This window comes from Desulfobacter sp., assembly GCA_028768545.1.
GTDB lineage: Bacteria > Desulfobacterota > Desulfobacteria > Desulfobacterales > Desulfobacteraceae > Desulfobacter.
Genome location: CP054838.1, coordinates 2,841,589 through 2,856,634, shown reverse-complemented (window position 1 = coordinate 2,856,634; position 15,046 = coordinate 2,841,589). Strand labels below are relative to the sequence as shown.

The window sequence follows — 15,046 nt, the reverse complement described above, 5'->3', positions numbered from 1 at the left end:
TCAATAAAAGGAGATTTTCATATGAGTGAGAATAAACTGGTTTTAGTTGTTGATGATGATCCGGATCTGGTGGAAGCCGTATCCATGAAGTTGGAAGCAAAGTCCTACAAGGTGGAAAAAGCCTATGACGGCGTGGAAGCCATGGAAAAAATTGGCGCCCAAAAACCTGCCCTTGTGATTCTGGATGTCATGATGCCCAGGAAAAATGGTTGGGAGGTATGTGATGAAATCAAAACCAATGACGGGCTCAAAGAGATCGTCGTGGTTATGCTGACTGCGGTTGCAGATTCGGTTAAAACCACAAGCTACACCCATCACGACGGCAAAACCACCCTTGCAGACGACTACGTGCCCAAGCCCATAGACTTGGATGCGCTCATGGAAATCGTAGACGACCACTGCAGTTAGAACTGGCACTCGCCTAGGCATATGCTGATACGTTAAAGGCGGCAGATCAGGAATTGTCCTGTTCTGCTGCCTTTCTGGCATAAATCCCTGGGGGTGTCCACAGCCATGACCGTCATTAGAATCAACGGCATCCGGGTGGGACACCAGATGTTTCATCTGCGTCAAGGCCCGGAATCAGAGAATGATAACTCTCTGATATATCAGACCCTGGCCAGGGAGAAGATTAATTTGCCCTGTATGGGTACGGAAACTGCTGTTTTCGGAACGAGCGTTTCATGCTGTATTGAAGGCGAGGTTCCCCGAGACTTGGCAATTCAACCGGTGTGCATGATTTCCGTTTATCCCCACGGATCAAAAATCAGGACGCTTGGGTATCTTCTGGATTTGTTTGCCGGCCATGATTTAAAATTTTTTCATATGGTATCATCCAATGCCATGGTCTCTTTTGTCATTGACCAGGCAGACAAGCTTGCAGTCCTTGCCATGCTTGAACAGGCCTTTGACCTGCCGCCCACCCATACGCCCTATGAACCTGATTTTCACGAACAAACCGCCGCTTTTGTAAAAAAACGTTACCAGGAAACCCGGGCCTTTTTCCAGGAAGAAAAAATAAAAACATATGGGTTTTCCCTGATTCCGGGACTCTGCCTTAAACGGATCTTTTGCCCATGGAACCAGCTTGAACAGGCCATCCGATTTTTGCAAAACACGGACGATATCTTTTCTTTTGCAACGGCTTTCGACCATGGCAAAAGGATTCATTTGTACTGGCTTGCCCAGGAGTCGTCTTTGACACCAAAGGCCTGTCCGGTTGAATTTTTCCAAGAACAGGTCGATCTGATTACCTTTCAAGGTCCCCATTTTGGAGATCGGTTTGGTATTTTTAATACTGCTGCCGCCTGCCTTGAATCTGCCGGGCTTGAGCTGGAAATTTCAGGGTGTACTGGTGCCAGCATCAGCCTGGTGCTTTCCAAAGGAGAGGGGAGCCGGGCCTTGCCTGCACTTGAAAAAGGATTTGAGACCCCATGAACCGATCTTTTTCATCCGAGGAACTGTTCTGGCGGACCCGTATATTTGATGCCCTGTCTTACCCATCCGTGGTCATTGACCCTGACCGGATTGTGGTGGGAGCCAACAAAAAGTTTTTAACCACCTATGATATTTTATCCCATGATATTATCGGGAAAAAATGTTTTCATTCTTTTTTATACAAGGACACGCCCTGCGATTCTGAGGACTGCCCGATTTCCAAAGTGATCCGGGACAAAAAAGTTCACTCCTATACGGTCAAGCACCAGTACAAATGGGAGGACCGGGTCTTTTCGCCTATTTTTGACGACCAGGGCGGTGTGGCCTATGTGATTTCCAGTATCCGGGATATCACCCGGACCAAATCCCTTGAAACCCAGCTCATCGGGGTCAAGGAGTTTATCAGCCGGGTGATTTATGCCTCTGCATCCGCCATTGTGGCGGCAGACCGCAAGGGCAATATTGAGTTGATGAATTCCGTTGCCAAGGAGTTGTTCGGATATTTTAACGGAAGTTCCGGGAAAATTACCCACGTAGAACAGCTCTACCCCCCTGGAAAGGCCAAGGAAATCATGAAGATGCTCAGGGATGAGAAAATTGGGGGTAAGGGCAAACTGCTGATTCCAAGAACCCTTGTTGTAAATTCAAAGGGAGAAGAGATCGAAGTTGAGATGTCTGCTGCCATCATTTATGATGACAAGGGCAATGAATCCGCCACCATGGCCATTTACAACGATTTTAAAGATAAAATCCGGGTGGAAAAAGAACTCAAACTCACCCAGCAGCAATTGGCTCAGTCGGAAAAAATGGCCTCTTTAGGCCAGCTGGCCGCAGGCGTGGCCCATGAGATCAACAATCCTTTGACAGGGGTTCTTTTTTACGCCAGCCTTCTTTTGGAAAGGGATGATTTGGATGAAAATGCCATTGCAGATCTGGGCTATATTGTGGAGGATGCAAAGCGGTGCCGGAATATTGTAAAAAGCCTTTTGGTCTATTCGCGAAGTGCGGATTCTGAGAAAAATATTGTCCAGATTAATGATATCGTCCTCAAGAGCCTTAAGTTGTTAAGAGATCAGAAGCGGTTTTTAAATATTCGGATTAAAAAATATCTGGCCGAGAATATGATGCTGATCAATGCAGATATTAACAAGTTAAATCAGGTGATTATTAATTTGGTCATGAATGCGGCCGATGCCATTGAAGACCAGGGTACCATCAGCATTTATACCTACAGGGACAAAACCTTGAAAAAAGTGTTTTTGGAAATCAAGGATACCGGCATCGGCATTCCCCACCAGAATTTGTCCAGGATCTTTGATCCGTTTTTTACCACCAAGGAAGTGGGCAAAAGCACGGGCTTAGGCTTGAGCATTGTATACGGTATTATTGAAGAGCATGGCGGGAAAATAAGCGTAAAGAAAACCGGGGCCAAGGGAACCACATTTATCATGGAATTTCCATTGTATGTCCCCAGAGAAAACGGGATGGCATTTTGTCCGCCCGCAGGTGCCCACGAAGATAAAATAATGTAAATAAATTATCCAAAGAGATTGTTCATATGTCCGAAACAAGCAGTAACGCTAAAGATCCCATGGTTCAGGGGGGCAAAGCCTCCCTGAAAACCATGATTGATGATGTGTTTTTCAAGCCCAGGGTGCTGGTGGTTGACGATGAAAAAAGGGTCAGGGAAGCCTGCAACCGGATGCTCACAGAAGAGGGCTGCAAGGTTGAAACCGCAGATAACGGCACCACAGGTCTTGAGATGATTCAGCAGTCCCATTTTGATATTGTGCTTTTAGATTTGATGATGCCCGGGTTGTCGGGTATTGATGTGCTCTCGGGTATCAAATCCAGGCATCCGGATACGGTGGTGATCGTGATCACAGGGTATGCCACACTTGAGCATTCCATTGAGACCATGAAACGAGGGGCCTTTGATTTTTTGCCCAAACCCTTTTCCCCCAGCGAGCTTCGCCTGATCATTACCAAGGCCATTGAATTTATCCAGTCCCTCCAGGACATTGCCACGGAAAAATCCCGGATGCGGGTGATGATCAATACCTTGAGGGACGGGGTGCTGACAACGGATCACCAGAAAAGAATTGCCCTTGCCAATCCGGCCTTTTTACGGATGATCGGCTGCCACAAGACCAAGGTGATTGGCAATGAAATTTCAAAGGTGGTCCAGGAGCCCACCCTGCTTGCCATGATTGACAAGGCCATTGCCCAGCCAGAAGAGGCCTTTGCCGAGATTACCGAGGAGATCAAGGTGGCCTTGGATAAGGACAAAGAAGAGATGATCATCGGGATTCGATGTATTCCTTTCCGGGACAGGCTCAACAGAAACCTGGGCACGGTAACCGTGTGTCATGATATCACTGCCCTTCGTCAGGAGGACCAGCTTAAATCTGATTTTGTATCCATGGTGGCCCATGAAATTAAAAGCCCTTTAAATTCCATTTTAATGCAGCTTAACGTGGTCCTGGACGGATTGGCCGGCCAATTGACGGAAAAACAAAGGGAAATTCTGGAAAGGACTTCCCTTAAAATTTCGTCTTTAACCGAGCTTTCTGCTGAGCTTTTGGATCTGTCAAAAATAGAGTCCGGCCTGATCAACCAGGAGCGGGAAGCCTTGAACCTGTCTCCTGTGATCAACGCCCATGTGGCATTGTACAAATCCATGGCCGATGAAAAATCCATTTCTCTGACGGCCCGTTCCAAGGGCGAGAATATTGTGGTCATGGCCAATCCCAACAATATAGAAGAGGTCTTATCCAACCTGATTTCAAACGCCATCCGTTATACACCGGAAAATGGAAGCATAGAGGTCTGGGCAGACGAAAACGAAGACTCTGCCATGCTCCATGTAAAAGATACCGGTTTTGGTATTCCCGAGGAGGCCATAGACCAGATCTGGGATAAATTTTTCCGGGTCAAGAATGAAAAAACAAGATTTATCAACGGCACAGGCCTTGGGCTTGCCATTGTGAAGCGGATTGTTGAAGGCCATAACGGAAGTATTCAGGTGGACTCGAAACTGGACCTGGGTACCACATTTACCATTACCCTTCCCAAAACAGGGTTCCCCCTTTAAATCAAAACACGGGTTTCCAAAGACCTGTCAAGTCAAACAAGAAACCCGTGTTTTTTTCTTGTCTTTGGTAAAAAAAAACATATTCAAAATCAGTAGTGTCCGGTTAGGTTGTTGCATATAAAAAGCATCTAAAATCATTGAAAAAACAGTCTGTTTTGTGTTGACAAATGTGCGTAAAAATTTTTGTGCGCCTTGAAAATTTAACTCAAGGAGCTCAAATGACGCACATCTCAGTCCCTAAAAAACAACTACGGTCCCTGAACTTTGACAATTTCAGGTGCCCTCTGATAAAGTCACTTTCAAAAGCACCGGAATTACAATCTCGAGGAGACCGCCCTTTAAAAATGACATTCGAAGACCAGATAAATGCTTTGGTTTATTTCCATCTTCAGGAGCACAAGTCTGCCCGACATTTAATTCAGGATCTCAAGGAGAATGTTTTTGCTAAAGAAAATATTGCGCCAGACGGTGGTATCAGCCGTAGTAGTTTCTGTGAAGCCATCAATCACAGGGGACTCGAACAACTGCAATTTATCTTTGAGGAGGTTCTGTTGCAAAAAATTATTAATGTCTGATACAAGTCCGTTTTGGCACTAATTTATTTGCAGAGAGATAGTATGAAAAATGAAAACCCTTTCAAGTGGCGTCATTATGAAAAAGAAATCATCCTGTTGAATGTTCGCTGGTATCTGAGATATCAATTGAGTTACAGGAATCTGGAAGAGATGATGCAAGAACGGGGCTTGTCTGTGGATCACAGTACCATTTACCGATGGGTTCAGCGCTATGCTCCTGAAATGGAAAAGCGAAGCAGGAAGTATCTGCGGCAATCAAATGATTCTTACCGTATTGATGAAACATATATCAAGGTGCGGGGGAAAATGAAGTATCTTTACCGAGCGGTCGATTCCCGTGGAAATACCATCGATTTTCTTCTTCGCAGCAGACGTAATATGGAATCTGCCAAACGATTTTTTAAAAAGATGCTGCGAGCTTCCAATAGCTCCAGACCTCGGGTTCTGAGTGTTGACGGAAATCCTGCATATCCTCCGGCAGTAAAGGCTTTGAAAGAAAAAAAGCTTCTGAATAAGGACTGTATCCTAAGACAGAATAAATATCTGAACAATATTATTGAGCAAGACCACCGGTTTATCAAAAAGCTTGTCAGAGCTGGTATGGGGTTCAAGACATTTCATTCTGCCTGGCGGACGCTAAAAGGCTATGAAATTATGAACATGATCAGAAAAGGACAAGTTAAAAATATCAGGAAGGGAGAAATTTTAAAGCAGAAAGAATTCGTCGAAAATCTGTTTTCTTATGCTGCGTAAATTTTACGCCTGAACGATCTCTTTGTCCTGGAAAAATTTTTTGCAACAGAACCGTGTCAAGGACACGGGCCCGGGTATTCCCTATGCCCTTCAGTCCAAAATTTTTGATCCCTTTTACACCACAAAGGCCAATAGTTCTGGAATCGGGCTGTCCATCAGCCACCGGATTATCCTGGACCACGGCGGTACGCTCAAATTTAAGGCGCCCGGTCAAAGAGGCGCCCATTTTTTCATTGAACTGCCTGCAAAAACCATAAAGGCCTGATCCATGATTCAATACACCATTGCCATTGTTGATGATGAAGAAAGCATCTGGGATTCTCTGGATTTGGTTTTGTCCGGCACCTATGAGATCCGGTTGTTTAAAGACGGAGAATCGTTTCTGGCGGCTTTAAAAAAAGAGGTACCCGACCTGGTCCTAATGGATATCGGCCTTCCCAAAATGAGCGGCATTGATGCCCTGGGCAGGTTAAAAGCAGATCATCCCAACCTGCCCGTAATCATGATTATAGCCTATGAGGAGATCTCTCTGGTGATTCAATCCATGAAAGGCGGTGCCTTTGATTTTATTGTCAAGCCCATTAATCCGGATATTATGGAATTGACCATTCAAAAGGCGGTGTCAACCATAGCGCTTGCCAAAGAGGTCTGCCTGCTTCAGGAAAAATACCTTAGGGAAAATGAGCCCTGCTTTATCGGTGAAAGCAAGAATATTGAGGATATCATGGATTTTATCCATGTGGTCTCTAAAAGTCCGGATACCCCCATCATGATCCTGGGGGAAACCGGTACGGGAAAAGAGTTGATTGCCAAGGCCATCCATGCCAGAAGTCCTCTGTTTCAGGGGCCTTTTGTGGCGGTGAACTGCTCTGCATTTCCCGAAGATCTCATTGAATCAGAACTTTTCGGATACGAGGCAGGCGCCTTTTCCGGGGCCAGGCCCCAAGGGAAAAAAGGGGTTTTAGAAGAGTCCCACAAAGGCACTTTATTCTTGGATGAGGTGGCAGACCTGAGTTTGGCAGGCCAGGCCAAACTGCTTCGCTTTCTGGAAAGCGGGGAGTTTTACAAAGTGGGCGGTACACAAAAACTGACGGTTGACACCCGGGTGGTTTCTGCCACAAACAAGAATATTGATGATTTGGTAAAATTTGAAAAATTTCGAAAGGATCTGTATTTCAGGCTATGTGTGGTTCGGGCCGAGATCCCCTCTTTGAATCAGCGGCCCCGGGATATTCTGGCCCTGGCCAAGCATTTTCTTTTTGAGTTTAACCAAAAATTTGAAAAAAACCTGAAGGGGTTTTCCAAGGACGCTCAAGAAATGCTTTTGTCCCATGAATTTTCCGGCAATGTCAGGGAGCTTAAGAATATTGTCGAGCGAGCTGTCCTTGTGGCCAGAACCGACCAGGTCCTAATGACCGACCTGGGATTGTTTGATAAAAAAACAGGTCTGACTGCCCAGGCCCTGCCCACGGGGTCTGAACCCGTCAGGCTGTCGGAGCAAGGGGTCTGCCTGACCCAGATCTTATCCAATATTGAGCGTCAGTACATGACCCTGGCCGTGGACCAGGCCCAAGGCAATGAGAGCCGGGCAGCCAAACTTCTCAACATGAATCACCATACCTTCCGATATCGGTGGAAAAAACTTAAAAAGGGATAAACCGCTTACAATGACCCGATATCAAGGGGTTGTTTCACCACGGTGAGCAGCATTTTAAATCGTGTTGCCGCATAGACCGAATGGGGGACATTGGCGGGCATCACCACCACCTGGCCCGCCTTGGCCTCAAGGGAGTCTCCGTCTATGGTGATGGCGGCAGACCCGTCCAGGATCTGAACCATGGCATCCCCGGGGGAGGTATGGGCCGAGATTTCTTCGCCCTTGTCAAATGCAAAAAGGGTGATGTTGACATGGGGCTTGGCTGCCAGGGTCCGGCTGACGACCCGTCCTTGTTCGTAATCCACAAGATCATTGATTGAAACGGCCTGGGAAAAGGGAACATTTTTGATGAGCTGAGTCTTTTTATCGTTCATGGCGTATCCTTATTTTTTGGGTTGTTGGTCTGTCTGAAGTTTAAGAGGTTCTGTTGCAAAAAATATTTCCAGGACAAAGAGATCGTTCAGGCGTAAAATTTACGCAGCATAAGAAAACAGATTTTCGACGAATTCTTTCTGCTTTAAAATTTCTCCCTTCCTGATATTTTTAACTTGTCCTTTTCTGATCATGTTCATAATTTCATAGCCTTTTAGCGTCCGCCAGGCAGAATGAAATGTCTTGAACCCCATACCAGCTCTGACAAGCTTTTTGATAAACCGGTGGTCTTGCTCAATAATATTGTTCAGATATTTATTCTGTCTTAGGATACAGTCCTTATTCAGAAGCTTTTTTTCTTTCAAAGCCTTTACTGCCGGAGGATATGCAGGATTTCCGTCAACACTCAGAACCCGAGGTCTGGAGCTATTGGAAGCTCGCAGCATCTTTTTAAAAAATCGTTTGGCAGATTCCATATTACGTCTGCTGCGAAGAAGAAAATCGATGGTATTTCCACGGGAATCGACCGCTCGGTAAAGATACTTCATTTTCCCCCGCACCTTGATATATGTTTCATCAATACGGTAAGAATCATTTGATTGCCGCAGATACTTCCTGCTTCGCTTTTCCATTTCAGGAGCATAGCGCTGAACCCATAAATGGTACTGTGATCCACAGACAAGCCCCGTTCTTGCATCATCTCTTCCAGATTCCTGTAACTCAGTTGATATCTCAGATACCAGCGAACATTCAACAGGATGATTTCTTTTTCATAATGACGCCACTTGAAAGGGTTTTCATTTTTCATACTATCTCTCTGCAAATAAATTAGTGCCAAAACGGACTTGTATCAGACATTAATAATTTTTTGCAACAGAACCGCCAAAAGTATTCTTTTAAACTGCAGCGCAGATATCAAGGTCACCTCTACCCCAAAACAAGGCACCACCGTTATTATCTGTCTGCCGGCAACACCCTCAGATCTGCCCTAACTTTTTTTTATAAACGAAAGGATTTACCACAATGATCGCAAGTGCTTGAAGACTGAATCTGGCGGCAATGAAGACATTTATCAATTAAATATCTCCCTTTGCCCTGGGATTTACCGCACTCGCCACAAACCCAGTCTTTTCGGGTAGGCACAAGCTTTGCGCAATAAGGACATTTCACAGGAACCCGCCTGAATATTAGGAAAAAACATCCTGCCATTAAAAAATATGGACCCATGAGCTTGAATTGCCAGGACGAAGAGAATTGATCCAGTTCCGAAGCCCCGGTTAAAATGATGTACAACAAAAATGCAATGGAAGTAACAGCAAGAAATTTAAACCTGAAATGAAAAAAAACCGTCTTTTCCGGAAAAGAATCCATAAATCGCCTCCATCTGGCTAGTTTAATGATAGATATCCCATGACCAGACCATTCTGGCCTGAATTGTCCCCTGGTGTCAATCCCCTTTTAATCCCGGCTTTTACCGAAATCATAAACCATCATTTAATTTGGGAATGTTCAGAATTCTGTGTCACGGTTTCGGTTCCCGGATCTGCCTCAGCGCCAGCGGAAGTAAAAGTCAGGTCCGAGAATGGGCCTTCAATCAGCCACGTCGGAGGAGTTGATTTTTGCTGGAGTGGAGTTCCTGGAACCATCTTTTCCATCTGTAAATAAATCCCTATCAAATTCCCAGCTCTTTATCCAGCCGGCCTTCAAAGAAAATTGCCAACTGGGAAATTGTCAGTGACCAATTTTGAATCGGCATTGTCCATTTTTTACTGGCGTTCTGGATCCCCATGTAAAGCAGCTTTAACAGGCTGTCCTGGTTCGGGAATGATCCCTTTGTTTTGGTCAGTTTTCGAAACTGTCGATGCACAGCCTCAATGGTATTTGTGGTGTATATTATCCGTCGAATCTCTTCTGGATATTTAAAGAAATGACTGAGGCGTTCCCAGTTGTTCCGCCAGGATTTTATCACAATCGGGTATTTGTCATTCCATTTATTTTCCAAGATATCCAGTTCTTCTTCGGCCAGATCCTTATTGACCGCTTTATAAACACGTTTTAGATCTGCCATAAATTCCTTTTTATTTTTGGAACCAACGTATTTCAATGAATTTCGGATCTGGTGGACTACGCAGAGTTGAACTTCTGTGTCCGGGAATATGGTCTCAATGGCCTCGGGAAAACCTTTTAGACCATCAACACAGGCAATCAGGATATCTTTTACCCCTCGGTTTGAAAGGTCTGTTAACACCTGCAGCCAGAAGTTCGCACCCTCATTCTCGGATATGTACAGCCCAAGAACCTCTTTGCGGCCCTCGATATTCACCCCAAGAATTGTGTAAACGGCTTTGCTGCTGACCTTTCCGTTTTCTCGTACTTTATAATGTATGGCATCAAGCCATACGATTGGGTACACATTTTCCAACGGCCTGGCCTGCCATTCTTTGACGGTATGGATGATTTTATCGGTAATGGTGCTCAGAGTGGCATTTGAAATCTCAAGTCCATAGATTTCCTGTAAATGGGAAGCCATATCATTATAACTCATGCCCAGGCCGTAAAGGGCTATTATCTTTCTTTCAATTTCATCGCTGAGCGTTGTCTGATGTTTTTTGACGATCTGTGGAGAGAAGGTTCCGGCCCTGTCACGCGGGGTTTTTAGCTCAAATTTACCATCCAGGGATTTAATGGTCTTTTTGCTTTTTCCATTACGGCGGTTGGCAGAAACTTCCTGCCCGAGATGGGACTCCAACTCTCCTTCAAGAGCAGCTTCAGCAAGATTTTTGATTAATGATGTAAGGACGCCGCCCTTACCTGTGAAGGGTTTACCTTCCTGGATGCCTTTAAGGGCTTTTTGAAAATCAAATTCGGTGTTTTCTTCGGTCATGTCAGTTCTCCTTATTTAGCTGAGTATATCAGCTTTCATTCAACTGACACAGAATTTTGAACGCCCTCTTTAATTTAAGCCTCAAACCGGCATTTTTTCTTTTAGCCCGAATATTTCATACCAACTTGTAGGGATTGAATATTAATCTTTTAAATACAGAAACTTAGAATTGTTAGCCAAACCAATTCAGAGGGTAGTCACCCTTCGGGCGAACCAATTTTGCGTCATCTGCAGCGTTATAGACCGTTCACAGTAAAGTCCCTACGGCTTCACTCCCTGGCACCTTGCAGCAAACATAAAATCAATTCGTAAAATTTGCGATCGCTTTTTTTCAATCATATATGAAGCCCGGGTGTCATTTGAGTTTCAAGATCCAAACGAAGGGATTCAAAATCAGATTCAGGGTTGACCTTGAATTTGAACGGCTGTGAAAAAGAGAGGGTTACCCGGGAAAAGGGTTTGGGAAGCATGAAGCGGTCCCAAGAATTAAAAAACCAGGCCTTGTCCGCCCGGGTAAAAAAGGGAACCACCCAGGCATCTGTTTCCAGAGCCATTTTGATTGCACCGGGCTTGACCTTGCCGATAGGGCCTCTGGGACCGTCAAGAATATGAGCGCAAAATCCAAACTCATGGATGTGATCGATCATGGCCTCCATGGCCTGTTTGCCCCCCCTGGAAGAAGATCCTCTCGGGGTGTGCCACCCAGTCCTGTTGGCCACACCTGAAATTAAATCCCCATCCCTGCTCTGGCTGATCATCAAGCCTGGATTTAATCTGGAATAGGTTTTAAAATGCCGAATGGCGGAAAAAAACTGCTGGTGCCAGGTACACAAAAGCACGGTGTGATTTTCTTTTACCAGGGTCATCCATTGATCTTCATTTTCCACCTTGAGCCTGAAGGTCAGCGAATAAAGCCGAATCAGGTAATAGGCAAAAAAAATAAAAGGCCGGGTATAAATAATAAATTTTAACCGTTTGACCATGTTCAGGGTTCCTCTGGGTTGATAAATCGGGGCAAGTTTACCAAAAACAGCCCTTAAATCAAGAGATATCTTGAGGGCGTTCAAAATTCTGTGTCAGTTGAATGAAAGCTGATATACTCAGCTAAATAAGGAGAACTGACATGACCGAAGAAAACACCGAATTTGATTTTCAAAAAGCCCTTAAAGGCATCCAGGAAGGTAAACCCTTCACAGGTAAGGGCGGCGTCCTTACATCATTAATCAAAAATCTTGCTGAAGCTGCTCTTGAAGGAGAGTTGGAGTCCCATCTCGGGCAGGAAGTTTCTGCCAACCGCCGTAATGGAAAAAGCAAAAAGACCATTAAATCCCTGGATGGTAAATTTGAGCTAAAAACCCCGCGTGACAGGGCCGGAACCTTCTCTCCACAGATCGTCAAAAAACATCAGACAACGCTCAGCGATGAAATTGAAAGAAAGATAATAGCCCTTTACGGCCTGGGCATGAGTTATAATGATATGGCTTCCCATTTACAGGAAATCTATGGACTTGAGATTTCAGGTTCATCCGATTAATGCGTACCTTTTATTGTGAAGGTCCAAAAGTTTCAACCTGAAAAACTCCGAATCCCTGTATCCATAAGCTTTCCGTTTCATGGTTTTTATCTTGTTATTTGTCCCTTCTAAAGGACCTGTAGATATCCTGTAATCATAGTATGAAAGGATTCTTTGCCTGTGCACAGCCAAGGTCTTGGCAAATTTCATCAACATTGGAATTTTGAAAATATTGGCCAGATTGATCCAATTGCTGACTATCTTTTCAGCTGTTTCTTTTTTCTTTTGATTCCATATTTGCCTGAGTTCCTCTTTCATGTAGTAGACTACCAATAGCGGCTGATTTATTTTCAATGCTTCTTCTAACCGTTGGGCCTCCTTCTTGTCATCACTGAGGTTTTCGGGATTTTTTAACAAAAGCCACCGGACTCCCTTCAGAAGTTTTTGTTGCCCGGTATTGGCAAGAAGGTTGTAGAGCTTTCGCCTGAAATCCGACAGTTTCTCATTGAACAATTTAACAACATGAAATCTGTCAAAGACAATTGCTGAACCAGAAAGATTTTCAATAACAGCACTCAAGTATGCCGGGGACATATCGATGCTGACGGCTTTGATTTTTGCTTTCGATATTTTCACTTTTGTCCAAAAAGATTTCAAAGCTTCACCACCTTTTCCTTCTCCCACGTGCAGAATTCTACCGGATTCCAGATCCATCACGATGGTCAAGTATTTATGCCCTTTCCCTATGGAAATTTCATCTATGGCAATCTGCCGGACTTTCTCAAGGGGGATATTTCGATAACGCCTCAGCAGGTCTTCTTTCTGGATCTGCTTTATCGTATCCCAGCTGATCCTTAAATGGATGGCAATATCTTTGATTGTCATGAACTGAGACAACTCCAAGACATACCGTTCAAAAGCCCGGGTATAGCTTTTCCCCTCCTGGGCAAAGGATAGTTTGATTTGCCGGACAAATTGACAGAACGAACACCAAATTCTCTGGATAGCCGTCCTGAGAATCACGGGTTTTGAACCTACCGGTATTGTTCTGAGATCTCTTGTCACAATCCCTTTCCTGGTGACGGACCTGGAATTACATTCCGGGCATTTTACCGCCTCCGGTTTTGGTATGAGTTCAAAAGTGATTATTCCACCGATGAAACGCGTTGTTTTATAAAAGTAGTCACGAAGGCCAAAGGCATGGTATATGAAGCTTGTGGACATTAATTCATTCTCCGATTTTGTGCGAATAACACAAAAAAATTAGAACATGATCATGTTCACACCATCATTTCAAGCATAAAAATCCTTACTGTGTTATTGCCTTCCCAGTGATGTTTCTCAGTCCAGGTACGCGATTTTCTGATGAACCAGATTTCAAATGCCACTCTGAGCACCATTACCGATAAAATCATCCATACCGTCAAAGAATGGCAGGCCAGGCCGTTGGAAAATGTGTACCCAATCGTATGGCTTGATGCCATACATTATAAAGTACGAGAAAACGGAAAGGTCAGCAGCAAAGCCGTTTACACAATTCTTGGGGTGAATATCGAGGGCCGCAAAGAGGTTCTTGGGCTGTACATATCCGAGAATGAGGGTGCGAACTTCTGGCTGCAGGTGTTAACAGACCTTTCAAACCGAGGGGTAAAAGATATCCTGATTGCCTGTGTTGATGGTCTAAAAGGTTTTCCCGAGGCCATTGAGACCATATTCCCGGACACAGAAGTTCAACTCTGCGTAGTCCACCAGATCCGAAATTCATTGAAATACGTTGGTTCCAAAAATAAAAAGAAATTTATGGCAGATCTAAAACGTGTTTATAAAGCGGTCAATAAGGATCTGGCCGAAGAAGAACTGGATATCTTGGAAAATAAATGGAATGACAAATACCCGATTGTGATAAAATCCTGGCGGAACAACTGGGAACGCCTCAGTCATTTCTTTAAATATCCAGAAGAGATTCGACGGATAATATACACCACAAATACCATTGAGGCTGTGCATCGACAGTTTCGAAAACTGACCAAAACAAAGGGATCATTCCCGAACCAGGACAGCCTGTTAAAGCTGCTTTACATGGGGATCCAGAACGCCAGTAAAAAATGGACAATGCCGATTCAAAATTGGTCACTGACAATTTCCCAGTTGGCAATTTTCTTTGAAGGCCGGCTGGATAAAGAGCTGGGAATTTGATAGGGATTTATTTACAGATGGAAAAGATGGTTCCAGGAACTCCACTCCAGCAAAAGTCAACTCCTCCGACGTGGCTGATTGAAGGCCCATTCTCGGACCTGACTTTTACTTCCGCTGGCGCTGAGGCAGATCCGAGAACCGAAACCGTGACACAGAATTCTGAACATTCCCTTTGGTGGGGACTTAGGGGATTCTTCACGGAGAAGAAGGCTTCTGGTTACGCCATAGCCGGGCGCTCCATTCCCTTTATTGCCTTTTTGATGGCAGCCACGGCTGCCTCATTTTCAGGCTGGACCTTTATCGGGCATCCAGGTTTGATCTGGAAAGCAGGGTTTGTATATGCCTTTGCCTCTTTTTACGTATTAACCATTCCCATTACAGGGGCCTTTTTTGCCAAAAGAAACTGGCTTTGGGGCAAACGTTACGGATTTATCACTCCCGGAGATATGTTTGCCTATTACTACAACAATGAAGGCGTTCGCTGGCTCACTGTTCTGGCCGCCTTTCTCTATTCAATTTTTTACTCCGGCCTCCAGCTGGTTCTGTTGCAAAAAATATTTCCAGG

12 protein-coding genes and 4 pseudogenes are annotated in these 15,046 nt (G+C 44.7%); 11 read left to right on the top strand and 5 right to left on the bottom strand.

Annotated elements, in window-relative coordinates; genetic code table 11:
* Positions 1-21 precede the first annotated feature (21 nt).
* From HUN05_13845 to HUN05_13810, 8 genes and pseudogenes are all read left to right on the top strand, one after another.
* Positions 22-408, top strand: coding sequence for a response regulator (locus HUN05_13845; protein WDP86072.1), 387 nt, complete (start codon positions 22-24; stop codon positions 406-408).
* Between the two features lie 105 nt (positions 409-513).
* A complete protein-coding gene (locus HUN05_13840; protein ID WDP86071.1) occupies positions 514-1,437 on the top strand; it encodes a hypothetical protein in 924 nt (307 codons plus the stop codon).
* A complete protein-coding gene (locus tag HUN05_13835) occupies positions 1,434-2,969 on the top strand; it encodes a PAS domain S-box protein (protein WDP86070.1) in 1,536 nt (511 codons plus the stop codon). Before HUN05_13840 ends, HUN05_13835 begins: the two co-directional genes overlap by 4 nt.
* A gap of 26 nt (positions 2,970-2,995) precedes the next feature.
* On the top strand, positions 2,996-4,531 hold the full coding sequence (locus HUN05_13830; protein ID WDP86069.1) for a response regulator: 1,536 nt from the start codon (positions 2,996-2,998) through the stop codon (positions 4,529-4,531).
* A 218-nt stretch (positions 4,532-4,749) separates the two neighbouring features.
* Positions 4,750-5,073: pseudogene (locus HUN05_13825) on the top strand (IS4 family transposase).
* Positions 5,074-5,148: 75 nt separating this feature from the next.
* Positions 5,149-5,859: an IS6 family transposase gene (locus HUN05_13820; protein ID WDP86068.1), complete on the top strand. Its 711-nt coding sequence runs from the start codon at positions 5,149-5,151 to the stop codon at positions 5,857-5,859.
* Positions 5,860-5,875: 16 nt separating this feature from the next.
* On the top strand, positions 5,876-6,124 hold the full coding sequence (locus HUN05_13815; protein WDP88069.1) for a hypothetical protein: 249 nt from the start codon (positions 5,876-5,878) through the stop codon (positions 6,122-6,124).
* 3 nt (positions 6,125-6,127) lie between these two features.
* Complete coding sequence (locus HUN05_13810) at positions 6,128-7,516, top strand: sigma-54-dependent Fis family transcriptional regulator (GenBank protein ID WDP86067.1); 1,389 nt, start codon at positions 6,128-6,130, stop codon at positions 7,514-7,516.
* Between the two features lie 5 nt (positions 7,517-7,521).
* Here the strand turns inward: HUN05_13810 and HUN05_13805 are convergent, their stop codons facing one another.
* The 4 genes and pseudogenes from HUN05_13805 to HUN05_13790 all read right to left on the bottom strand — a co-directional run bounded on the left by HUN05_13805 (position 7,522) and on the right by HUN05_13790 (position 11,755).
* Entirely contained in the window at positions 7,522-7,890 is a 369-nt protein-coding gene (locus tag HUN05_13805) for a cupin domain-containing protein (GenBank protein ID WDP86066.1), read from the bottom strand.
* Positions 7,891-7,989: 99 nt separating this feature from the next.
* Positions 7,990-8,696: pseudogene (locus tag HUN05_13800) on the bottom strand (IS6 family transposase).
* An 864-nt stretch (positions 8,697-9,560) separates the two neighbouring features.
* A complete protein-coding gene (locus tag HUN05_13795) occupies positions 9,561-10,772 on the bottom strand; it encodes an IS256 family transposase (protein WDP86065.1) in 1,212 nt (403 codons plus the stop codon).
* A 335-nt stretch (positions 10,773-11,107) separates the two neighbouring features.
* On the bottom strand, positions 11,108-11,755 hold the full coding sequence (locus tag HUN05_13790; GenBank protein ID WDP88068.1) for a lysophospholipid acyltransferase family protein: 648 nt from the start codon (positions 11,753-11,755) through the stop codon (positions 11,108-11,110).
* Between the two features lie 140 nt (positions 11,756-11,895).
* Between HUN05_13790 and HUN05_13785 the strand changes: the two genes are divergently transcribed.
* Positions 11,896-12,306 carry a transposase gene (locus tag HUN05_13785; GenBank protein WDP86064.1) on the top strand — a complete coding sequence of 137 codons (411 nt, stop codon included), beginning with the start codon at positions 11,896-11,898 and terminating at the stop codon, positions 12,304-12,306.
* Here HUN05_13785 and HUN05_13780 read toward each other — a convergent pair.
* Positions 12,295-13,509: an ISL3 family transposase gene (locus HUN05_13780; protein ID WDP86063.1), complete on the bottom strand. Its 1,215-nt coding sequence runs from the start codon at positions 13,507-13,509 to the stop codon at positions 12,295-12,297. The two genes, HUN05_13785 and HUN05_13780, sit on opposite strands and share 12 nt — an antisense overlap.
* A gap of 150 nt (positions 13,510-13,659) precedes the next feature.
* On the opposite strand from HUN05_13780, the pseudogene HUN05_13775 reads away from it, so the two are divergent.
* Positions 13,660-14,481 (top strand): annotated as a pseudogene (locus tag HUN05_13775) (IS256 family transposase).
* Positions 14,482-14,627: 146 nt separating this feature from the next.
* Positions 14,628-15,023, top strand: a pseudogene (locus HUN05_13770) (sodium:solute symporter family protein).
* Positions 15,024-15,046: the final 23 nt, after the last annotated feature.